The organism is Litoreibacter sp. GN1-5 (assembly GCF_055693805.1).
The window spans coordinates 3,008,519-3,029,786 of sequence record NZ_JBVFUP010000001.1; the positions used below are offsets into that span (position 1 = coordinate 3,008,519).

Annotated in this window: 21 protein-coding genes; 12 read left to right on the forward strand and 9 right to left on the reverse strand. The window is 53.7% G+C overall.

What is annotated here, in order from left to right; all coding sequences use genetic code 11:
• Positions 1–666: an FtsZ-binding protein FzlA gene (gene fzlA / locus ACZ1HF_RS15035; RefSeq protein WP_472658276.1), complete on the reverse strand. Its 666-nt coding sequence runs from the start codon at positions 664–666 to the stop codon at positions 1–3.
• 57 nt (positions 667–723) lie between these two features.
• A complete protein-coding gene (gene mtgA / locus ACZ1HF_RS15040) occupies positions 724–1,479 on the reverse strand; it encodes a monofunctional biosynthetic peptidoglycan transglycosylase (RefSeq protein WP_472658277.1) in 756 nt (251 codons plus the stop codon).
• Between the two features lie 180 nt (positions 1,480–1,659).
• Here mtgA and ACZ1HF_RS15045 point away from each other — a divergent pair, with 180 nt between their 5' ends.
• Entirely contained in the window at positions 1,660–2,772 is a 1,113-nt protein-coding gene (locus ACZ1HF_RS15045; protein ID WP_472656442.1) for an S-(hydroxymethyl)glutathione dehydrogenase/class III alcohol dehydrogenase, read from the forward strand.
• A 3-nt stretch (positions 2,773–2,775) separates the two neighbouring features.
• Positions 2,776–3,255, forward strand: coding sequence for a GNAT family N-acetyltransferase (locus ACZ1HF_RS15050; protein WP_472658278.1), 480 nt, complete (start codon positions 2,776–2,778; stop codon positions 3,253–3,255).
• Here the strand turns inward: ACZ1HF_RS15050 and ACZ1HF_RS15055 are convergent.
• Complete coding sequence (locus ACZ1HF_RS15055; protein WP_472658279.1) at positions 3,252–3,869, reverse strand: TetR/AcrR family transcriptional regulator; 618 nt, start codon at positions 3,867–3,869, stop codon at positions 3,252–3,254. The two genes, ACZ1HF_RS15050 and ACZ1HF_RS15055, sit on opposite strands and share 4 nt — an antisense overlap.
• A 184-nt stretch (positions 3,870–4,053) precedes the next feature.
• On the opposite strand from ACZ1HF_RS15055, the gene ACZ1HF_RS15060 reads away from it, so the two are divergent.
• Both ACZ1HF_RS15060 and ACZ1HF_RS15065 read left to right on the forward strand, forming a co-directional pair.
• A complete protein-coding gene (locus ACZ1HF_RS15060; protein WP_472658280.1) occupies positions 4,054–5,619 on the forward strand; it encodes a hypothetical protein in 1,566 nt (521 codons plus the stop codon).
• 67 nt (positions 5,620–5,686) lie between these two features.
• On the forward strand, positions 5,687–6,613 hold the full coding sequence (locus tag ACZ1HF_RS15065) for a phosphoadenosine phosphosulfate reductase (RefSeq protein ID WP_472658281.1): 927 nt from the start codon (positions 5,687–5,689) through the stop codon (positions 6,611–6,613).
• Positions 6,614–6,639: 26 nt separating this feature from the next.
• Here the strand turns inward: ACZ1HF_RS15065 and ACZ1HF_RS15070 are convergent, their stop codons facing one another.
• From ACZ1HF_RS15070 to ACZ1HF_RS15085, 4 genes are all read right to left on the reverse strand, one after another.
• A complete protein-coding gene (locus ACZ1HF_RS15070) occupies positions 6,640–7,074 on the reverse strand; it encodes a potassium channel family protein (protein ID WP_472658282.1) in 435 nt (144 codons plus the stop codon).
• Positions 7,075–7,228: 154 nt separating this feature from the next.
• Positions 7,229–7,564, reverse strand: a complete 336-nt coding sequence (locus ACZ1HF_RS15075) for a protein tyrosine phosphatase family protein (RefSeq protein WP_472658283.1) — start codon at positions 7,562–7,564, stop codon at positions 7,229–7,231.
• A 12-nt stretch (positions 7,565–7,576) separates the two neighbouring features.
• Positions 7,577–7,795: a YgaP family membrane protein gene (locus ACZ1HF_RS15080; protein WP_472658284.1), complete on the reverse strand. Its 219-nt coding sequence runs from the start codon at positions 7,793–7,795 to the stop codon at positions 7,577–7,579.
• 97 nt (positions 7,796–7,892) lie between these two features.
• Complete coding sequence (locus ACZ1HF_RS15085) at positions 7,893–8,561, reverse strand: Crp/Fnr family transcriptional regulator (RefSeq protein WP_472658285.1); 669 nt, start codon at positions 8,559–8,561, stop codon at positions 7,893–7,895.
• A 121-nt stretch (positions 8,562–8,682) separates the two neighbouring features.
• On the opposite strand from ACZ1HF_RS15085, the gene ACZ1HF_RS15090 reads away from it, so the two are divergent.
• Genes ACZ1HF_RS15090 through ACZ1HF_RS15110 form a run of 5 tightly spaced genes read left to right on the forward strand, consistent with a single transcriptional unit; the run spans position 8,683 to position 15,182 of the window.
• Positions 8,683–9,192, forward strand: coding sequence for a flavodoxin family protein (locus ACZ1HF_RS15090; RefSeq protein WP_472658286.1), 510 nt, complete (start codon positions 8,683–8,685; stop codon positions 9,190–9,192).
• Positions 9,193–9,252: 60 nt separating this feature from the next.
• On the forward strand, positions 9,253–9,960 hold the full coding sequence (locus ACZ1HF_RS15095; RefSeq protein WP_472658287.1) for an ABC transporter ATP-binding protein: 708 nt from the start codon (positions 9,253–9,255) through the stop codon (positions 9,958–9,960).
• A 2-nt stretch (positions 9,961–9,962) separates the two neighbouring features.
• On the forward strand, positions 9,963–12,326 hold the full coding sequence (locus ACZ1HF_RS15100) for an ABC transporter permease (RefSeq protein ID WP_472658288.1): 2,364 nt from the start codon (positions 9,963–9,965) through the stop codon (positions 12,324–12,326).
• 5 nt (positions 12,327–12,331) lie between these two features.
• On the forward strand, positions 12,332–13,537 hold the full coding sequence (locus ACZ1HF_RS15105; RefSeq protein WP_472658289.1) for an efflux RND transporter periplasmic adaptor subunit: 1,206 nt from the start codon (positions 12,332–12,334) through the stop codon (positions 13,535–13,537).
• Positions 13,473–15,182 (forward strand): PHA/PHB synthase family protein, encoded by a 1,710-nt coding sequence (locus ACZ1HF_RS15110; RefSeq protein ID WP_472658290.1) that lies wholly within the window; start codon positions 13,473–13,475, stop codon positions 15,180–15,182. The genes ACZ1HF_RS15105 and ACZ1HF_RS15110 overlap by 65 nt, the downstream gene beginning before the upstream one ends.
• Here ACZ1HF_RS15110 and ACZ1HF_RS15115 read toward each other — a convergent pair.
• Positions 15,167–15,526, reverse strand: a complete 360-nt coding sequence (locus tag ACZ1HF_RS15115) for a phasin family protein (protein WP_472658291.1) — start codon at positions 15,524–15,526, stop codon at positions 15,167–15,169. The genes ACZ1HF_RS15110 and ACZ1HF_RS15115 overlap by 16 nt on opposite strands.
• A 110-nt stretch (positions 15,527–15,636) precedes the next feature.
• Between ACZ1HF_RS15115 and ACZ1HF_RS15120 the strand changes: the two genes are divergently transcribed.
• On the forward strand, positions 15,637–18,153 hold the full coding sequence (locus ACZ1HF_RS15120; RefSeq protein WP_472658292.1) for a cation-translocating P-type ATPase: 2,517 nt from the start codon (positions 15,637–15,639) through the stop codon (positions 18,151–18,153).
• On the opposite strand, the gene ACZ1HF_RS15125 is transcribed toward ACZ1HF_RS15120, so the two are convergent.
• Entirely contained in the window at positions 18,135–19,169 is a 1,035-nt protein-coding gene (locus tag ACZ1HF_RS15125) for a sodium:calcium antiporter (RefSeq protein ID WP_472658293.1), read from the reverse strand. The genes ACZ1HF_RS15120 and ACZ1HF_RS15125 overlap by 19 nt on opposite strands.
• Positions 19,170–19,251: 82 nt before the next feature.
• Here ACZ1HF_RS15125 and ACZ1HF_RS15130 point away from each other — a divergent pair, with 82 nt between their 5' ends.
• Both ACZ1HF_RS15130 and ACZ1HF_RS15135 read left to right on the forward strand, forming a co-directional pair.
• Positions 19,252–19,965 carry a VIT1/CCC1 transporter family protein gene (locus ACZ1HF_RS15130; protein WP_472658294.1) on the forward strand — a complete coding sequence of 238 codons (714 nt, stop codon included), beginning with the start codon at positions 19,252–19,254 and terminating at the stop codon, positions 19,963–19,965.
• A 79-nt stretch (positions 19,966–20,044) separates the two neighbouring features.
• Positions 20,045–21,196 (forward strand): site-2 protease family protein, encoded by a 1,152-nt coding sequence (locus ACZ1HF_RS15135; RefSeq protein WP_472658295.1) that lies wholly within the window; start codon positions 20,045–20,047, stop codon positions 21,194–21,196.
• The last annotated feature ends 72 nt before the right edge of the window (positions 21,197–21,268 follow it).

A 21,268-nucleotide genomic window follows, 5' to 3' on the forward strand; every position in this document is an offset into this window, starting at 1 on the left:
TCAAAAATCAAGGTCCGCATAATGGGACGGCTGCGGAAAACCTGGAACTTGATCGGCCAGAATTGATCTGAAAGCAGGGCGCGATTTGATCTTGGCGTACCAGTCTTTCACATGGGAGTTCCGGTTCCAATCCACGTCGCGAATATAGTCCAGACAGCTCATATGCGCTGCCGCTGTGAAATCAGCCAAGGTCATTGTGTCACCAGCCAACCAACGCCGCTGTTCCAGAAGCCAACCCATATAGTCGATGTGAAACTTGATCTTCTGCGCTCCCAGTTTCACGTTGCGGCTTTCGGGATAGCCTTGTCCCATGATCTTCTTATTGACCCGTTCATAAAGCAGCTTGGACGTTACTTCCTGATGAAACTTGTCATCGAACCAGAAAACCAATCTGCGCATTTCGGCCCTGTCTTCAGGTTTGCGCGGCATCAATGCCGGCTCAGGAATGGTTTCTTCCAGATATTCACAGATCGCCTGGCTTTCGCTAAGAACCTGGCTGTCAATCTTCAGGATCGGCACTTTACCTGCGGGGTTGCGGCGCATGAACTCAATGGACTCTTCCCAATAGCGTTCCTCGACCAGCTCGATTTCTACCTTCTTTTCGGCAAGCACAAGACGCACCTTACGGCAAAAAGGCGATAGCGGCACATGATAGAGACGGTTCATACAGGTATCCAACCAATCAACTTCGATGATCTGTCATGGCAAGCTTGCGTGGGTTTTTCAACCTTCGAAACAGGCACTGCGCCCATCAACCCTTATTGTCTGAGCCCCTGACGCAATGCTCCGCGCACGTTTTTGCACGAAATTCGTAGGGCGCGACGCGGATCGACCTTTAGGGTTGGGCAGTATCGCTGCAAGCCTAGACGCCTGTGTAAGGCTAAGATCCTTGGCGTCGACCCCAAAATACCATTGTGATGCAGCCCCTACGCCAAAGACGCCTTCGTCAAACTCAGCGATATTCATATAGACCTCCAGTATGCGACGCTTGGACCAGAAGGCCTCGACAACCGGCGTGATAACTGCCTCCATTGCTTTGCGCGTCCAGTTACGACCATGCCAGAGATAAGCATTCTTGACGGTCTGTTGAGATAGCGTTGAGGCACCGCGTCGCCCACCTTTGGCGAGCGCATCCCGGATAGCATCCATGTCGAACCCCCAGTGATTACAGAAATTTGCGTCCTCTGCCGCCACGATAGCCCGTGGCATATGAGCGGAGATCGTCTCGAAGTCCCGCCATTCCCGGCGCACACTGCCAAGGCGTAACCCCTCGGAGATAATATAAGCTGTCGTAGGGGGATTGATGACGACATAAAGACCGACGGCCAGAATAACCATCATCGCCACCACGACGATAAATCGCATACCCCATCGCACTGCGATAACGGGCATGACGCCGATCCACCAGAAAAGAGATTTCTTCTTTTTCTTTGCAGGTGTTTTCTTTTTAGGGTCTTTCTTCGTGCTCGGTTTTGCCACGCGTGATTCCATTCTGCCGATCGGATACACAAAGCGGGGGAATGTGCGCTGGTCAAGACATTCGCACCCGATAGGCTGATCCGGATAGCATGAATGCAACGGCCTTTATACTTGCGTTCACCGGACCTTGGCGACACAGATAGTGTTACAGAAAAGATATGTAGAAAAAGGGATTGGATCATGCGCACACGTGCTGCGGTTGCATTGGCTTCTGGGACGCCATTGGAGGTTATGGACGTCAATCTGGATGGTCCGCGTGCGGGGGAAGTTCTTGTTGAGATCAAGGCGACGGGGATTTGTCACACGGATGAGTTCACCTTGTCCGGTGCGGATCCCGAAGGGTTGTTTCCGGCCATTCTGGGTCATGAGGGCGCGGGCGTGGTGGTTGATGTGGGCGCGGGCGTCAGCTCGCTGAAGAAGGGCGACCATGTGATCCCGCTCTACACGCCCGAGTGTCGCACCTGCGAGTATTGTCTGAACCCGAAGACCAACCTGTGTCAGGCGATCCGCAGCACGCAGGGGCAGGGGCTGATGCCCGATGGCACGTCCCGGTTCAGCACGCTCGATGGCGATCCGATCCTGCATTACATGGGCTGCTCGACCTTTGCCAATCACACGGTTCTGCCCGAAATTGCGCTGGCCAAGGTGCGCGAGGACGCGCCGTTTGACAAGATCTGCTACATCGGTTGCGGCGTGACGACCGGCATCGGGGCGGTCATCAACACCGCCAAGGTCGAGATCGGCAGCACCGCGATTGTGTTCGGCCTGGGGGGCATCGGGTTGAATGTCATTCAGGGGTTACGACTGGCCGGGGCGGATCAGATCGTGGGTGTTGACCTGAACGATGGCAAGAAGCCCATGGCGGACCGCTTTGGCATGACCGACTTCGTCAACCCCTCCGAGGTGGACGGCGATCTGGTGGCTCATCTGGTGGAATTGACCGGTGGCGGGGCGGATTACACCTTTGATGCGACGGGCAATGTGGGGGTGATGCGCACAGCACTGGAGGCCGCGCATAAGGGCTGGGGCGAGAGCATTATCATCGGCGTGGCCCCGGCAGGGGCCGAGATTGCCACCCGCCCGTTCCAACTGGTGACAGGGCGTAGCTGGCGCGGCACGGCCTTTGGCGGCGCACGCGGCCGGACCGATGTGCCAAAGATCGTGGATTGGTACATGGAGGGCAAGATCGAGATCGACCCGATGATCACCCACACAATGGGCCTCGACGACATCAACAAAGGCTTCGACCTCATGCACCAGGGAAAATCAATCAGAGCCGTCGTGGAGTTCTGATCTGTGATTATCCGTCCTGCCACGGCTGAGGATGAGACCGCTATTTGGGCTATGTTAGAGCCTGTTTTTCGCGCGGGCGACACCTATACATTGCCGCAGGATATCACGCGGGATGACGCCCTTTCCTATTGGTTGGGACAGCCTCACAAAGCGTTTGTCGCGCAGGATGGTGACATTTTCGGAACCTACTATATGCGCCCTAATCAACAGGGCGGAGGGGATCATGTCTGCAATTGCGGCTTTGTCACGTCACCCATGGCCCGCGGCAGAGGTGTTGCCCGTGCAATGCTTGAACATGCGCTTGAGACCGCGAAGGCAGTTGGCTTTCTGGCGATGCAATTCAATTTCGTTATTGTATCCAACACCCGCGCAATAGCGATCTGGCAGGATTACGGCTTTGAAACTGTAGGGCGCCTTCCCGATGCTTTCCACCACCCGACTGAGGGATTCGTGGATGCGTTCGTCATGTTTAGAAAACTTTAGACACCGTAGCGCGCAAGAAACATGTCAACTGCACCGTTGATCACGCGGTCTATCTCGTGCTGCTCAGGTTTATCGATGATGTTGAATACCATTTTGATGAAAACATCTGCTTTCATTAATTCTTGAAACTGTCGTGCGGCCATACGTACATCATCGATGTTTAGCTCACCCCTTGCGCAGGCGTGCTCGAAACACTCTGTCAGCCGGTCCTCAAGAAGCTTTGGTCCAGACATGTAGAATTCCTGGCCAAGTTCGGGAAAACGATCAGATTCGGCGACGCAAATTCGGAAAATACGTTGCGCGAAAGGGGACGTCAGAAACTCCATCATTTTGCGCCCCACACCGACCAGCATTTGACGAACGGGAATATCTTCAACGTCCACACGCAGGGCGCGATCTGCCTGACGGGCGCATTCTTCCTTAGCAACTTCAACAAACAGCACACGCTTGTCCGGGAAATAGCTGTAGAGCGTCGCCTTGGATACCCCAGCTTCGCGCGCGATCAAATCAACGCTTGCCCCCTCAAAGCCTTCGGCCAGAAATACTTTCCGGGCACCAGCTACCACTTGAGCATATTTACGGCCTTTCTTGATTTCTGGCGTATTGCCGTCCAATCTGCGCCCTCCGATTAAATATGTCCTTCAGCATAAACGAAACGGTTCATTTTCTACAATTGAATTCGTTTGAAACACGCTGAGCAACAATAGTGCGCTTGACCTTAACCTACCAAGAATTGTTGGTATCAAGTCTCGAAAAATTGAAATAACTTCCTGCGAATGAATGATTTGAGGTCGGTCGATGACAAAAACAGAATATCAGATTGGCGCGCTCTGGATGGAAGGTCCGCTGAGCTTTCTGGAACAGCTTTGCCTAAAATCTTTTGTTGATGCCGGGCATCATGTCAAATTGTATCACTACGGTCCCTTGCAGAATGTACCAGACGGGATCGAGTTGGCGGATGCTTCTGACATCCTGCCTCGAACAAATTTCCTGACCCATGAACGCACCGGCAGCCCAGCGCTCCATTCGGACCTTTTCCGCTACTGGATGTTACAAAAGAACGACCGAATGATCTGGGCGGATACCGACGCTTATTGCATGCGGCCGTTCGAGACAGTGAATGGTCATTTCTATGGGTGGGAGTCTGATAAGCACGTCAATGGTGGTGTCCTTGGTCTGCCGCAGAACAGTGAAACTTTGCAGGCGCTATTGGAATTTACGAGCGATGAGTTCGCAATCCCGACATGGTATGGTGATGCTTACACACAAGAGCTTCATGATGCAGTGGATGCAGGCAATCCAGTTCATGCCAGCGAGCAACCATGGGGTGTTTGGGGTCCACATGCCGTGACCCACTTTCTGCGAAAAACCGGTGAAGTGCGATATGCACTGCCACAGGATGCACTCTATCCATTCACATTCAAGGATCGCCGTTTGATGCTGCGGCCAAATTTCGATGCCAGCGTATACGTTACTGCAAATACGTCCTCGGTGCATCTGTATGGAAGACGTATGCGCGCGCGCTTGGTTCAGGCCGAAGGCGGTATACCCCACCCCAAAAGCCTGCTTGGCAAGTTGCTTACGAAACATTGCATTATCCCGGAGGACGCGCCATTACCACCGCTCAAGCAAAGCCCTGCCGTTCAACAGAATATCCATCCTGTTCCCGCAGTAGAAAAATATGGCAGGGGGCAGGTCAATCTGACCGATATAGCCGATAAGTATGGGTCAGATAAGGGGTCTACAAAGCATCGCTATACGGAGCTGTATCAGATGCTTTTCCTTCCGTTTCGTGCGCGTAAGATCAATTTCCTTGAGATGGGTCTTCTCATTGGCGGTCCTGAACATGGGGTTGATGCAGATCGCAAAACCAGTGATTTGCCATCCATCCGGATGTGGTTGGAATACTTTACCAAGGCACACATACATGGTTTGGATGTCTCGGACTTCTCGTGGTTCAAGGATGACCGGTTTTCATTCTATCGCTGCGACATGGGCGTGCGAAGCGATATAGCAGCGCATGTGTCAGAGATGCCAAATTTCGACATCATCATTGATGATGCGTCCCATGCCTCTCATCATCAACAGAATGCTTTTCTTGAACTGTTCCCCAAACTTAATTCAGGTGGCCTATATATTGTCGAGGATTTGCGCTGGCAGCCGCGCGCAATGGAGTTATCCGGGATTACCAAGACCGCAGAGTTATTTTATAACTATCAAGCCAGCGGTGTGTTCAACCATTCTGATCCAGCGATTGCTGCTGAATTCAACGCGCTTCGTCCCGATATGTCGGGGTGTTTCATGTTTCAGGCGGGGTTTAACAAACGCAAGCGTGATCAGATTGTCGTCATTCACAAGCGCTGACACATCTGGTTTTAGCCTGTCAGGCAACAAAACATTTTGAACTGGTCAGTTGAGTAGGGATGGCAAGATGGCAGTTGAAAACACTGGCTTACCTGAAGAAACAAAGGACGATTGGCAAAACCGGTTAGAAGGGATTGGCCGTGAGCAAGGTTTTTTCAAACGCTTGGGGGATCAGCATTCGGTTCTGTTTGCTGAAGCAGGTCGGACGCTTATCGTCACCTTTGATAACCTTGATGACGTCTACAAGCGTGGCGAGGGCCGTATGCCATGGGGGTTTTCCTATATTCAATCTCGAAACTGGTCTGTGATGGGGCTGATGGCCCATGAGTGGACATGGTATCGAGATGACGCTGTTTTCGATTTTTTCGATGGCCTCAAGACAGAGGGGTTTTTTGAGAGGTTCGAAAAAGTTGTATTTTATGGAGCATCCATGGGGGCTTATGCAGCATGCGCATTTTCAAACGCTGCTCCGGGTGCGACAGTCATCTGCATCAGCCCCCAAGCTACATTGGATCGTGATATTGCAGGTTGGGAAACGCGCTATAGGAAGGTGTGGAGACGTAATTTTACCAACCGCTACGGGTATGCACCTGATATGATCAAGTCCGCCGAAAAGGTGTATTTATTCTATGATCCATCATCCCAGCTTGACGCAATGCATGCCTGCTTGTTTCAATCAGATAATGTGGAAAAGATAAGGTGCCGTTTCATGGGACACCGCATAGCCTCGCTTTGGGTTGGCCTCGGGGTTTTAAAGCCGATTGTTGATGGATGTATCGCAGGAAACATCACGCGCAATAATATCTATACCCTACTTCGCGCACGCCGCACTAATCTACGTTATCTAAGGGAAATGTTGAGCCGCCTTACACATCAGGAAAAGCATGCGTTGCGAATACGACTATGCAGATATGTCTTGACCAACTGGCGTGCGCCACGATTTAGAGCTGCAATGGCAGAGTCGATGAAAATACTCAGGACCAAAAACGAATGAGACTGGTGGGCCTGCAACGATAGGGGCTATTCATTTCGATCCCGCACAGGGTTGGTTCGGATGAGATCAAGCACCTCGACCAGAAATGCTGTAAAAAGCCCGAAGACCAGCAAGCCATTTGTGGCAGTCATCCCCGCCAGAAGCCGCCAGTTTTCTTCCAGAACCACATCACCATATCCAACCGTCGTGAAGGACACGATTGCGAAATAGAGAGCAGGTTCCAGGTGATCAAACAGATCAAGGCTATAATAGACAAATGCCCACCCCCAAATCGACAGGGTCAGCGCCAGAAGAATCCAGAACAATGCGCCCGTCAGAACAACAATGGATTTGAGCGCCCGTTTCCCGTTGAGACGACTACCCAAACGCCGAAGCGTCCGTCCAGCGACTTCGAAAAGCACGGCAGCCAAGATGATCGTTACTATGATCACACATGACCCGACAAAGAGCGCCTTCAGCATCCGGGGCAATCTGCCGGTGGATTTGGTCCATCACATGCTGCCTTGCGCATCGCTTTTTCGCAGGCGCATTCCAGATCAGGATCGGGCTCAGACCTCTCGCAAGCGCTGATTGTTATAATCAGAGTAGCAATGCCAAGCTTTGTCATGACCCGTATCACCGCGTGCCTTCAGTAACCTTATACAAAACTGTACTGCGCCCGCCACTGGCACAATAAGCAAGAATGGGTTTCGGCAGCTCTGAATACACCTTACGAAATTCGTCCAGTATTTCTGCATCCGGGCCGGTTGTGGGAACCGGCAGATAAACCACTTTCAGGGCAGAATTCTCGGCTGCATAGGCGATTTCTTTAAAGAGTTGTTGCGCAATATCTTCGCCATCGGGACGGTTGCACAAGACAGACTTAAACCCCAGCGCGTGGATCAGAGGTATGTCGTCCGTCGTGATTTGTCCGACTGTGCTGTATGTGTCTGACTGACGTTGTATGTCCATCTTAACCCTTCTTCATATCTCTTGCTTACAAGTTCGAAGCCCGAGAATACGGTATAATGGGCAGAACTTGAAAATGGCTGTTGCCACTAAAACTATTCCAACGATGATCGCTCCGTAGAACAAGACGCCATTTTGCCACGCAGCAGGCAGACCGACAAGCGGCGCTATAATCAAGGCAAGACCTAAAAGTATCCGAAGGACGCGATCGATAGTTCCAACATTGGCAGTCATGGGGTTTCCTTTCCATTATATACACGCCTGAATTCTATCTGCTGTTACGTATCTTCGTCGGTGATCTTGTCACATGCCCTGATAAAACCCGGTCCTATCAGCCGGTTTCAGCCAGTTTTTTAAGCGATAGACTGTCATCAATCTGAATATGACCGCGGGTCAGGTTGACCCAGCCCCGCCGCTGGAATTCTTGTAATTGACGGGTGATCACCTCACGGGCTGTTCCAAGCTCGGTGGCGAGATTCTGGTGCGTCATCGACAGGCTTCCCTCTATGTCCTGCAACTCCAACAGCTTCTGCGCCAAACGAATATCCATCCGTTTAAATGCAATCTCCTCGATGACAACAAACAGATCGGTAATCCGCTTGGAATATGCTTGGAAAACAAAAGCGCGAAACGCGGCAGAACTGCTCATCAGATCGTCGAAGACATCCCTTGGGATGGCGATAGCTTCCACATCGGTTTCCGCAACGCCCTCAGCGGAATAATCCTCATGTGCCAGCAGGCAGGCCGTGGTCAGAACGCAACTTTCCCCCGCATGGACCCGATATAGCACAATCTCCCGCCCCGCTTCCGAAAGCTGTTGTACCCGTAACGTACCTGAAATCAGCAAGAACAGGCTCTCGGCAGCCTTATTTGGCCCGAAGACAACCGTCCCTTGCGGGATATGCAATTGTTTAGTCTTGCGGTCGAGCGTTTCACGCACATGATCTGAAATACCGCCTAGACCGGGGAAATGGTTGCTCCAAGAGGGTTGGGTCAGCATGTCGTTCGCCCTTTCTGATGTAGCAGGCAAAATACGCCACATAGTGATGGTTGGATTGATCTGGCTCAATATACCATCTGACCTTCATGCTCCAATGCGGCGAAAATGTATGAGGCGCATAATGTCAGAAAATTCAAAGAAGTTTGCCGTTATCTACTATTCACGGGGCGGCCACACAGAACGCGCAGCACATGGTATCGCCAAAGTTTTGGGCGCGGATATCTTTCGAATTCAGTGCCCCAGATATGGAAGCCGATTTTTAGGATACATGCGTGCCGGGTATGAAAGCCTTAGACAAATCAAACCTGCATTGTCAGAACTACCAGACTTGCAGGACTATGACGGCGTAGCTATTGGTGGCCCGGTCTGGACATCGTATCCAGCGACGCCTTTGCGATCTTATTTGTCAGGTAAGCCTGCATTGCCAGAGGTCTTGGGGTTGTTTTTGACCAATGGTGATCATTCGCCGCCCTCCAAAGCTTACAAGGTTGCAGAAGACGATCTGGGCCGCACGATTCCTGCCAGAACCAGCATTTCAAATGCGCAGGACGGTACTGCCGATATGGACCACCTGATTACCGATTTTTGTGCGGACTTTCGTCAGATACTTGGCTCAGATGCAAACATTTGATCAATATCAAGGTTTCATAGCGCGGGGGATGGCACGCATAGCTCCGAAAGGATTCCCGCAGTGTCCGAGATCATCTTCAAAACCAAAGCTGTCACCAAAGTGTATGACACGGGCGAGGTGAAGGTTTACGCTTTGGCGGGCGTTGATCTGGAGCTGTTTAGCGGTGAATTGACAGTGCTTCTTGGCCCATCTGGCAGCGGAAAATCGACCCTTCTCAACATTTTGGGCGGCTTGGACCATGCAACGGATGGCCGGGTCTGGTTTCGCGATCAAGAATTGACGGGACTGAATGACCGGGGTCTGACGCGCTATCGGCGGGATCACGTCGGCTTCGTGTTTCAGTTCTATAATCTTGTCCCAAGCCTGACCGCACGGGAGAATGTGCAATTGGTAACGGATGTAGCGCCTGATCCGATGCCTGCGTCTGAGGCACTTGATCTTGTGGGGTTGGGGCACCGGTTGGATCACTTCCCATCCGAGATGTCGGGCGGGGAACAACAGCGCGTCGCAATCGCACGTGCGATTGCAAAACGGCCTGAGATTTTACTGTGTGATGAACCCACAGGCGCGCTGGACAGCACCACAGGCGTCCAAGTTCTGGAAGCCTTGCGCAACATCAATGAGCGCTTCGGAACCACGACAGTGGTGATTACGCATAATGCCGAAATTCAGAAGATGGCGCATCGGGTGATCTTTTTTCAGGACGGAAAGATCAGTGAGACGGTTGTGAACAAGAAGCGCCTTGCCCCGTCTGAAATCGTGTGGTGATCATGCAGGCTTTGGATCGAAAATTGCTGAGGGATTTCAAGCGGCTCTGGGTGCAGGCGCTGGCGATTGCGCTGGTGCTTGCCTGCGGGGTGGCGATTTTGCTGACAGCCTTTGGCATGTATCGCGCCTTGGACGAAACGCGGATGGCCTATTATGAGCGGAACCGTTTTGCTGACGTGTTCGCCGCGGCGCGCCGGGTGCCTCTGGGGCTATTGCGCGAGATTTCCGCGATTGAAGGCGTATTGGTCGCAGAGCCACGTGTCTCGGGTGAGGCAATTTTGGATCTGCCGGAACGGGTTGAAAGTGCGGTAGGAAAAATTCTGTCTTTGCCGGAAGACAATACGGCACTGCTGAATGTGCCGCTGTTACGTTCGGGGCGCATGCCGGAACCGGGAGCCACGGATGAGGTCGTGGTCAATGAGCCTTTCGCAGAAGCTAACGGGTTTATCGTAGGGGATACGTTCTCGGCCAATCTGAACGGCCAGAAGCGCATACTGACGATCACAGGCACGGCGCTTTCACCAGAGTTTATCTACACTATCGGCCCCGGCGCTATGATGCCAGATAACGCTGCTTTTGGTATTATATGGATGCCGGAACGTGCAGTGGCAGCAGCATTCGACATGGTTGGCGCGTTTAATGATCTGTCGTTGAAAATTGCCGTTGGAACACGCCCCGAGACGGTTATCGACGCATTGGACGCACTTTTGAAACCATATGGCGGCTACGGGGCGCATGATCGTAGCCAGCAGCAATCAGATGCATTTATTGACGCGGAGATTTCCCAGCTGAAGAGCATGGCAAGCGTTTTGCCTCCGGTATTCTTCGGAATTTCGGCGTTTCTGGTGAGCATGGTGATGGGCCGGATTATCGCTCTGGAACGAAGTGAGATCGGGTTGCTGAAGGCAATTGGCTATTCCGATGCCGAAGTTTGCCTGCATTACCTGATGCTGGCCGGATTGGTTGCAATCGTAGGCATCTTGATCGGTTGGGGCGTGGGCACAGCCTTGGCGCGCAGTTTGGCTTGGCAATATGCGCGCTTTTTCGATTTTCCGTTTCTGATCTACAGTGTGTCCTATTGGGTCTATGCAATGGCGGGTTTGGCAGCTTTGCTGACAACCACTTTGGGGGCTGTGCGTGCCGCGTTGAAGGCCGCATGGTTGGCACCCGCTATTGCGATGCAGCCGCCAGCGCCACCGCGTTTCAAGCGATCTGTTCTTGATCGGGGTATGGCAGCGTTACACCTTTCGCAGCCTGTCGTGATGATTTTGCGCAGCTTATTTCGCTGGCCAGTGCGCAGCGCGATGACGACGCTGGGTCTGTCTTTGGCAGTGGCATGTGTGATGGCGGCGGCATTTTTCAATGATGTGCTGGATTTCATCGTGGATACGGCCTTCTTCCAGACAAACCGTCAGGACGCGATGCTGCTATTCGCCAATGACGTGCCAGAACAAGCGCTGGTCGATGTAGCCCGCCTGCCAGGTGTGCTTCAGGTTGAGGGACAACAGTTCCATGCAGCGATCTTGCGCAATGGCTCACTCAGCAAGCGCGTGCCTATCGATGCGCGAAGACCGGACCCTGATTTAAGTCGGGTTATTGATAGTGAAGGCGCGGTGCTGAATGTACCACCGGGCGGGATCTTGCTATCCACACGGTTGGCTGGACATCTGGAAGTGCAGCCCGGTGATATTGTTGAGGCAGAATTTCTGACTGGTCGACGTGAGACCTATCAATTGATGGTAAGCGACGTGGTCGAGCAGTATTTCGGCCTTGGGGCTTATATGGACATGGCCTATCTGAGCGCACTGTTTCGTCAGGCCCCGCGCGTCTCCACGGCCAATGTGTCGCTGGATGACACTCTTTTGCCAGAACTTCACGCGCAGCTGAAAGATATCCCGAAGTTAACCGGGCTAATTATGCTGACCGATATGCGGCGCTCATTTCAAGACACTATCCGGCAAAATGTGGTCGTGATGAACTCCGTCTACATTACGATCGCTGTTCTGATTACAGTTGGCGTCGCCTATAACAGTGCGCGGATTCAGCTGTCAGAACGCGCACGAGAGCTGGCAAGCCTGCGCATCCTTGGTTTTTCACGAGGGGAGGTTTCGTTCATCCTAATTGGGGAAGCGCTGCTTCTGGCACTTTTGGCCCAGCCGCTGGGCTGGCTGATCGGTTCGGGTTTGGCACAGGCGATGGTGAACGGGTTCTCGTCTGACCTCTATTCAATGCCGCTGATTTTAAAGCCTGGCACATTTGCGCTTGCCTCGCTGGTGGTGCTGAGCGCGTCTTTTCTATCTGTGATGGTTGTCAGGCGCAGATTGGACCGGCTTGATCTGGTCGCTGTCATGAAAACGCGGGAGTAAACAAAATGTCCCTGAATACCAGAACCATAGGCTTGATAGCGGCCGGCGCGGCGATCATCGCGGGGTTGCTCTATGTGAGTTTCCGTGTAGAGCCAGTACCGGTTGATCTGCACGAAGTCACGCGCGGACCATTGCAGGTGACGATTGATGCGGATGGCAAGACACGGATTAGCGATATTTACGAGGTGTCGGCACCAATTACGGGCACGGCGATGCGTTCTCCGGTGCGTGTTGGCGACCCAGTGATGGCTGGTGAAACTGTGGTGGCTGTGGTTGAACCCGTCGCACCCAGTCTTCTGGATGCGCGCAGCAGGCTTCAGGGAGAGGCGGCCTTACAAGAGGCGCGCGCGGCCTTGCATGTTGCCGAGACGGATTTGCGCAAGGCAGAGGAAGACAGCACCTTTGCGCAAAGCCAGTTTAACCGGGTGCAGACCCTTGTGACACGCAATGTAGCGTCGCTGACCCAGTTGGAAGATGCAGCCCAGAGGCTTGCTGTTGCGAATGCCGGGGTCGATGCGGCACGGGCGCGCATCGACATGGCAAAAGGGTCTCTGGAACGGGTCGAGGCTGGGTTGATCTTGCCGCAGGTGGATGCAGAGCAGGAAGATTGTTGCATAGAACTGACAGCACCTGCCGATGGTGTTGTTCTGTCTATTGTGACAATCAGCGAACGCCCCGTGAATGCAGGTGCGCTTTTGCTGACAATTGGTGATCCGCAAAATCTGGAATTGGTCGCTGATCTTTTATCAAGCGATGCAGTGCGACTGACTGATGGGGCGCAAGCCATGATTGAGCGATGGGGCGGCACGTCCCTGACCGCCGAATTGGACCGGATCGAACCTGTGGCGCGCACAAAGATTTCAGCTTTAGGCATCGAGGAACAGCGCGTCGATGCGATCTTTGCACTCACTTCACCCAAAGAAGCCCGCGCACAATTGGGAGACGGTTTCGCAGTCTTTTTGCGCATCGAGGAATGGCGCGCTGAAGATGTGCTGCGTGTTCCGCTAAGTGCCTTGTTTCGCGATGATGAGTCTTGGGCTGTTTTTGTCGAAAGTGACGGCGTAGTGCAGAAACGGATCGTGGAATTAGGTCAACGTAACAGTCAACTGGCAGAGGTTCTGAATGGGCTTGAAGCCGGAGAAGTGGTTGTCACGCATCCCTCTGACGCAGTCCGCGATGGGACGGCGATTGTTGATCGGAGAACTTTGTAAGATGGACAATACGCCGAATATCGATGCGGTCTGGCATTCTGCCATTGGTCGGCTAACAGCGGGGTTATCCCCAGCGGCATTGGCCACGGCCTATCAGGATTGGGCGTTACATCTCATTGGCTCGCCCGAAAAACAGGCGGAATTGATAGGTCTCGCCGGAAAGATGTGGGTTGAGGCCGAACCGCTAACAGAAGATACGCGGTTTGATGATCCTGCCTGGTCCGCATTGCCTTACGCGCTGTTTCGGGCAAACTTTCTGGCCTGTCAGCAATGGTGGCAGGCGGCAACCAGCAATGTGAAAGGCGTTGATCCCAAGCACCTCAATACCGTCAATTTCATAGCGCGGCAGGTACTGGACATGGTTTCACCGTCGAATTTTTTCCTGACCAACCCGATTGTTCAGGCCAGAACGCGCGCAGAGATGGGCAATAACCTGATCTGTGGCGCGCGCAACTGGATTGAGGATTTCAACCATCTGATCAGTGGAACTAGGCGCGGTGGTAGCGGTCACAAAGTTGGCGAGGATGTTGCGGTCACCCCAGGCGATGTGGTTTTTCGCAATGACCTGATTGAGCTGATCCGCTATCGCCCAAAGCGTGGCAAACGACACCCGGAGCCGATCCTGATCGTGCCTGCATGGATCATGAAGTTCTACATTCTGGATCTGTCACCGCAGAACTCGCTGGTGAAATACCTCTGTGATCAGGGGTTCGAGGTCTACATGATCTCATGGAAGAACCCCGGTGCGCAGGATGCCGGGTTGTCCATGCAGGACTATGTAGATCTGGGGCCTCGCGCTGCAATGAACTATATAACAGGCACCGGGGCTGAGCATGTTCATATGATGGGCTATTGCCTTGGCGGTACGCTTGCAACGATCACCGCGGCGGCAATGGCCCGAGATCGGGACGAACGGCTCTGCTCTTTGACGCTACTGGCCTCGCAAGTGGATTTCTCGGAACCCGGAGAGCTGGGATTGTTCATCAATGAAAGCCAAGTGGCATTTCTTGAGGATTTGATGGCAACGCAAGGGTATCTGAGTGCCGATCAGATGGCGGGGGCATTCCGGATGTTGCGCTCGAACGATCTGATCTGGAGCCGGATCATCCGTCATTACCTGCTGGGTGAACGGACAGAGATGAATGACCTGATGGCCTGGAATGCGGATGCGACGCGAATGCCTGCGACGATGCATTCCGAATATCTGCGCCAGCTTTTCTTGAAAAACGACCTTGCGAAGGGCCGCTACAGGGTCGATGACGCGCCGGTGGCGTTAAGCGATATTCGTGTGCCAGTCTTCTGTCTGGCGACCGAGAAGGACCATGTCTCGCCCTGGCGGTCGGTGTATCGGTTGTTACTGTTGACTGATACGGATGTCAGTTTTGTGCTGACCAATGGCGGGCATAACGGGGGAGTTTTGTCAGAACCGGGGCATCCGAGGCGACATTACCGCGCGCGCCATAAACGGGAAGGTGAACCCTATGTTGACGCGCAGGAATGGTTTGACTCGGCAAGGCAATCCGCAGGTTCATGGTGGCCTGCCTGGGTGGGTTGGCTTCACGAAAAAGGCGGGGCATTGGCTGCGCCCCGTTCTTACAAACACAGATCACTGGGTAAATCGCCTGGAGCTTACGTCTTTGACTGACTGCTAGCTTTAGCTAGCGCCTCAGACAGCGTCTGATTGCCCATCTCAACGAGCTTTCCGGTCTCGGCCGTATACTGGTTGATTGCTTTCTGGATAAACTCAGCCTGAATATGCTGGAGCTGAGTGACATCCTGACAATGCAAAATCTCATGTTGCGTCTGGACGTCTTCCTTGATCCGCTCGGAGATGAAGCTAAGCACCTCGGCACCCATATCGCTCATACTTTCGAACCAAGCTGTTCCAAGACCAGCCATTGATCCAAAGCCTGCCTTTTGTAGCTCGGTCAAAGAGGCCATGACCGCCTCATTTGCTGTAGTAGTGTCAGTCTTTGATTTCTCAGTCATGTCTGCGCCCCTTTGATGCATGTGTCTTTGCGGGACTATATCTGGTTTGAGTGTTGCATAGATTGATCTTGATCAAGACGCAAAAGGCAAGGATCAGCCAAGGAGGCAGCATGTTGAAGCACGCAACTCCCCGAACCGGTCTTACGACTGAACAGGTCGCCGAAGCCCGCGCTAAATATGGCCCGAACGCATTGCCGGAAGCACGCCGCGTCCATCCGCTGGTTGTGCTGTTTCGCCAGTTTACCAGTTTTCTGGTTCTCATTCTGATTGCAGCGGCCTGCATCGCGTTCTTTGTGGGTGAGGTGACGGACACGCTGGCAATTGGCATTGTCGTAGTGCTGAACGGTGTGCTGGGTTTCGTGCAGGAATGGCGGGCCGAAACGGCGCTCAATACATTGCGCAACATGCTGGCACCGCAGGCATTGGTTGTCCGCGATGGGCAAGAGCAACATATCGAAGCGCGCGCGCTGGTGCCCGGTGATCTGATCATTGTTAACGCAGGCGATCGGGTTCCTGCAGATGCAGAGCTGGTTGAGGCCCTTGCAGTTCAGGTCGATGAGAGCATTCTGACGGGAGAGTCTTTACCTGTTGAGAAAGCCTGTGACGATATGGTGTTCACGGGTAGCTCAGTCGTATCCGGGCGTGCTGAAGCAGTGGTGCAGGCAACGGGAACCCATACGGAATTTGGCAAGATCGCAGAACTCACGGGCTCGGTCGATACAAAGAAAACACCGCTGCAACGCCAATTGGGGCGATTGGCGACGCAGCTTGGACTGGCGGCGCTTATGGTTGCCGCGCTCATTCTGGGGCTTGGGCTCTATATGGGGCAAGATCCCGTCGAGATGTTCATGACCGGGCTTTCGCTGGCTGTCGCAATGGTTCCAGAAGGTCTGCCCGCGGTGGTGACAATTACGCTGGCTCTTGGAGCCGCTGCCATGGTGCGCCAGAAAGCGCTGGTGCGGCGCTTGCAGGCGGTCGAAACACTTGGCTCAGCCTCGGTGATCTGCACGGATAAGACCGGTACGCTGACCGAGAACAAGATGACGGCCACGCGCATCTGGACGCCCAAGCGGACCTATAAGGTAACTGGTACAGGGTATGACCCTGCGGGCCATATCGAGCTTGACGGCGCACGGGTTCGGGCAAGCGATGACCCGGTGCTTGCAGCCGTATTGCGGGTCGGGATGACCTGCACCCATGCCAGCTTACATCACGAGGGCGATACGTGGCAGATGCTCGGCACGCCGACCGAAGGTGCATTGGTTACGCTGGGGCTGAAAGGCTGGTGCGAGGCTGCGGATGAGATCACAGGCGAAATCCCTTTCAGCAGCGACCGCAAGCGAATGAGCGTATCGACGGCAAGCGGCATGATATTTACCAAGGGCGCGCCAGAGCATGTTCTGGATGTCTGCGCGATAGATGCGGCGTCGCGTGATGCAGTACTGGCAGCCTATCAAGATATGGCTGCGGCGGGTCTGCGGGTCATCGCGCTGGCACAGCGCGACAGTCCCGAGTTGCGCGAGGAAGGTTTGGAGTTTCTGGGTCTTGTCGGGCTGATTGACCCGCCACGTTCTGAGGTTCGAAATGCAATAACTCTGGCACGCGCGGCGGGCATCCGGGTGATCATGATCACCGGCGATAGCCCTATCACTGCTGCAGCTATTGCTGAACAGCTTGATCTGCCAGTCACCTCGTCCTTGACTGGGGCAGAAGTGGAACAGCTCAGCGATGAAGAACTGAGTATGGCGTTGCAAGGCGATGTCCTGTTTGCGCGGACGCGTCCCGCCCACAAGATGCGCATTGTGGCAGCCTTGCAGAACGCTGGACAGATCGTGGCAATGACCGGCGACGGGGTGAATGATGCGCCTGCGTTGAAACAAGCCGATATCGGTATCGCAATGGGTGTAAGGGGAACAGATGTCGCGCGGGATGCCTCGGATCTTGTATTGTTGGACGACAATTTTGCAACCATCGTGCGGGCCATTGGGGAAGGTCGGCGGCAATTTGCGAATGTGCGGAAATTTGTGCGCTACCTTTTGTCCTCGAACGCAGGAGAAGTGATCGCATTGCTGGCCAATATTTTGATTGGCGGGCCACTGATATTCCTAGCAACACAAATCCTGTGGATGAACCTCGTGACCGACGGCGTGACGGCAGTTGCTCTGGGACTGGAGAAAGGTGAGCCCGACCAGATGCGTCAGAAGGTGAAGCCCAAGAACACGCCTATTCTGGATCGTTGGGGTCTGCTGACGATCCTTGGGTTAGGCTGTTATACGGGCGGGGCAAGCCTGTGGCTGTTTTGGTCTTTGCTTGAAGTAAACGTCGATCTGGCCCGCACGGCTGGATTCACGGCGATGGTAGTGTTCGAGAAGATCAGCGTTTTTGCGTTTCGATCATTACATTTGCCATGCTGGAGAATCGGTTGGTTGTCTAATCCGCTTTTGCTACTGGCATTGGCAGTCACCCTTGGCGCACAGGTTGTAGCGGTTTACTGGCCACCGCTTCAGTCCCTGCTGCATACGGTGCCACTAAGTTTGAACCATTGGTTGACGATAGGCGTGCTGGCCTTGCCGATCCTTCTGGGTCCGGAACTGGTGAAATCCTTGCTTTACCTTACCAAAAAGTAAGCGAAGAGACTGGCCACAAAGACAAGCAGGACAAGCAGGGAATCGAGCCCGATCTCTCCGACGCGAGGTTTGCGTCGCACAATCAACCCAACCAAATAAATTGCTGTAACGGCAATCCCGAAGCTGAGGGCAAGGGTTACGGTCGGTGATACCTCCCGCAGAATCGGGCCTTTCAGGAACAGCATATCGGCAGGCAAGACGAGGACCAGCATGATCAGGTTGCTGCCGAAAATGTTTGAGATAGCCATGGTGTAGGCTCCGATGCGGACAGCAGCAATAGAGGTGGTCAGTTCCGGCAGAGAGGTTGCAGCGGCCAGAAGGGTCACACCGATGAAGCTGGCGCCAAGACCGGACTGAGCGGCAATACGTTCGGCGAAAGTAACCAAAAGCACGCCGAAGATAAGGATCAGAAGGCAAGCCCCGATAGTTTGCACAATAAGAGCTTGGTCTGAGATGCTGGAGATTTTGCCTGCAACCGGGGGTATATCAACTTCAGCGTCTGGCAGATCAACGGGAACCCAGTCGCTGGCTTTGTCATAGTGACGCAAGAGCCAGATCGTGCCCGCGTAAGCCGCCCCAATCAGAACGCTACCAGGCCCAATATGAAGCATTTGCCATGGCTCGCCTAACAAAGTGACAATCATCGCAAGCGATAAGAGCAGGACAAGAAGTGTTGCTTCAAGCGCATGATTGGCCTTGCGGGGGTAGTTGGTAATAGCGCCACGCGCCCAAAAATCAGCAGCAGCCAGAATAGCTGTCTGCAATGCGATGCCACCGAACAGGTTGTTAAGCACCAAATCGCGCGATTGCTGGACAGCCGCACTTAGTGTCGTGGCGACTTCAGGCAATGAGGTGGCAAGCGACAAAAGCAACAAGCCAACCAGTGATTTGGCCAGTTTGAAACGGTCTGCAAGCGTATCGGCCAAATAGGCAAGCCGCGCACCAGCGAACCAGACCAACCCGGCGCAAAGCATGAAAGCCGCGAAGTTAGCAGCAAGAGGTAAGGACGGGATCATAGGACTGGCCTAGCGTGTTGGATGCTGGGCGCTTTGATTTGCGTCAAGGCGGGCGCGGCACAGATAGGCAAGTGTTGTGGCAATGGCACTGGAACACGGACATTCCAAGGAAGAGATTGCGGCGCGGCTCGCGCCCGGCACGCAAGGGCGATATTTGCGCGATATGATCTATGGCGGTATCGACGGGGCCGTCACAACCTTTGCCATTGTTGCTGGCGTTCAGGGCGCAGGGCTTGCGCCGTCAATTATCGTGGCACTTGGAATTGCCAATATTCTAGCGGATGGGTTTTCCATGGCAGCGGGGAATTACTCAGGCACCAAGGCTGATCTGGACGACCGCCACCGCCTGCGGGCCATTGAGGAACGCCACATCATCGAAGAACCAGACGGAGAGCGCGAAGAACTGCGCCAGATCCTTCAGTTGCGTGGATTGTCTGGCCAGGTATTGACCGAAGCCACCCACGCAATTTCGTCGAACCGCGAGAAATGGATCGAGATAATGCTTACGGACGAATATGGTCTGACGCTGGACCAGCCGCGGCCGCTAAGGGCCGCAATCGCGACTTTCATTGCCTTTTTGATTGCGGGCAGCGTGCCGCTTTTGCCGTTTGTTTTAGGACTGGCCAACGCTTTTACCATAGCCATTTTTAGCACTGCATTGGTATTTTTTGCTATTGGCGCTGTGAAAAGTCGCTGGTCGCTTGCACCATGGTGGCGGTCTGGCGGTGAGACCTTAGTGATCGGAGCAATCGCCGCCGGCATCGCCTATTATGTCGGTACGCTTTTCCATGTCTGATGCTTTGTGCCGCTTGAGTAATATCAATTCAGGGCTCTCCGGCGGGCGTTATTATTTTGCCAGTGATTGAGGTGTCCTTATGTTCTCTCGTTCTGTCAAAATCTTCACGCTCTATGGCTTTGATATCAAGCTTGATCCAAGCTGGGTATTGATCGCGACCTTAATCGTTTGGAGTCTTGCGACACAGCTTTTCCCACAAGTGCGACCTGACCTTGACCCCCGAACTTATTATGGAATGGCTATAGGTGCGATGCTGGCCTTCTTTGCATCCTTGGTCCTGCATGAGCTTGCCCATTCGCTTGTGGCACGCCGCTTCGGGGTAGAGATCAAGGGCATCACGTTGTTTATCTTCGGCGGCATTGCCGAATTGGGCGGCGAACCCAAAACTGCAGGGGAAGAATTCTGGATAGCAGTTGCCGGGCCTGCCATGAGCTTTGCGCTATGGTTGGGCTTTGGGTTCCTGGCGCTGATTTCGCCCACGTCCAATGCGTTGACAGATGTGCTAAGCTACCTGTCTACCGTTAACCTGATCCTTGCACTGTTTAATCTGGTTCCGGCTTTTCCGCTGGACGGTGGGCGCATTCTTCGGGCCTATTTGTGGAACCGGAGCGGTAATCTTCTGGAAGCAACACGCAAAGCGGCGCAGGCGGGGACGGCGTTTGCCTATATGCTGATGGGGCTGGGCGTACTGTCGCTGTTTCAAGGACGAGAAATCGCCGGGTTATGGCAGGTTTTCATCGGGTTCTTCCTGCTGACTGTCGCGCGTACAACGTACCAGCATCAGGTAATGAAATCAGCTTTTCAGAACAAAACAGTCGCTGCGATGATGACCCGCGATGTCGTGACCGTGGATCCTGACCAAAGCCTTGCAGCACTGGTCAATCAGGTGATGCTGCGCCACCGGACCAGTTTTGTGCCAGTGGTCGAAGATGGCGTGCTTCTTGGGTATATCGATGGCGGGGTTCTAGCGAAGATAGACCGGGAGAACTGGCCAACATCTCAGGTTGGCGATGTATTCTATGAGCTGAATGAGGATAACACCGTTTCGCAAGACCTGTCTGCCGAAGCGCTGATGCAACGCATGACCGAGACGGGCCAACGCAAATTTCTGGTGGCAGATGAGCATCACCTTTTGGGTGTCATAACTCTCTCGGATTTTCTGGGTTATCTTGCAATCCTTCAGGAACTCAACACATCCGGCCCAACATTCAAAACCACAGCACCCACATGAGCGATATCTGAGCCAGATGGCACAGCACGGCACGCCTAGTCAGTGAGCCTTGCTCAGAAGGTGCGTTTGGTG

Bases quoted from the DNA above. Each gene is read 5' to 3' on its own strand.
- ACZ1HF_RS15120 (WP_472658292.1), top strand. From the start codon at position 15,637: ATGTTGAAGCACGCAACTCCCCGAACCGGTCTTACGACTGAACAGGTC.
- ACZ1HF_RS15075 (WP_472658283.1), bottom strand. From the start codon at position 7,564: ATGGACATACAACGTCAGTCAGACACATACAGCACAGTCGGACAAATC.
- ACZ1HF_RS15045 (WP_472656442.1), top strand. From the start codon at position 1,660: ATGCGCACACGTGCTGCGGTTGCATTGGCTTCTGGGACGCCATTGGAG.
- ACZ1HF_RS15135 (WP_472658295.1), top strand. From the start codon at position 20,045: ATGTTCTCTCGTTCTGTCAAAATCTTCACGCTCTATGGCTTTGATATC.
- ACZ1HF_RS15085 (WP_472658285.1), bottom strand. From the start codon at position 8,561: ATGCTGACCCAACCCTCTTGGAGCAACCATTTCCCCGGTCTAGGCGGT.
- fzlA (WP_472658276.1), bottom strand. From the start codon at position 666: ATGAACCGTCTCTATCATGTGCCGCTATCGCCTTTTTGCCGTAAGGTG.
- ACZ1HF_RS15130 (WP_472658294.1), top strand. From the start codon at position 19,252: ATGGCACTGGAACACGGACATTCCAAGGAAGAGATTGCGGCGCGGCTC.
- ACZ1HF_RS15090 (WP_472658286.1), top strand. From the start codon at position 8,683: ATGTCAGAAAATTCAAAGAAGTTTGCCGTTATCTACTATTCACGGGGC.
- ACZ1HF_RS15115 (WP_472658291.1), bottom strand. From the start codon at position 15,526: ATGACTGAGAAATCAAAGACTGACACTACTACAGCAAATGAGGCGGTC.
- ACZ1HF_RS15070 (WP_472658282.1), bottom strand. From the start codon at position 7,074: ATGCTGAAGGCGCTCTTTGTCGGGTCATGTGTGATCATAGTAACGATC.
- ACZ1HF_RS15105 (WP_472658289.1), top strand. From the start codon at position 12,332: ATGTCCCTGAATACCAGAACCATAGGCTTGATAGCGGCCGGCGCGGCG.
- ACZ1HF_RS15125 (WP_472658293.1), bottom strand. From the start codon at position 19,169: ATGATCCCGTCCTTACCTCTTGCTGCTAACTTCGCGGCTTTCATGCTT.
- ACZ1HF_RS15065 (WP_472658281.1), top strand. From the start codon at position 5,687: ATGGCAGTTGAAAACACTGGCTTACCTGAAGAAACAAAGGACGATTGG.
- ACZ1HF_RS15060 (WP_472658280.1), top strand. From the start codon at position 4,054: ATGACAAAAACAGAATATCAGATTGGCGCGCTCTGGATGGAAGGTCCG.
- ACZ1HF_RS15080 (WP_472658284.1), bottom strand. From the start codon at position 7,795: ATGACTGCCAATGTTGGAACTATCGATCGCGTCCTTCGGATACTTTTA.
- ACZ1HF_RS15100 (WP_472658288.1), top strand. From the start codon at position 9,963: ATGCAGGCTTTGGATCGAAAATTGCTGAGGGATTTCAAGCGGCTCTGG.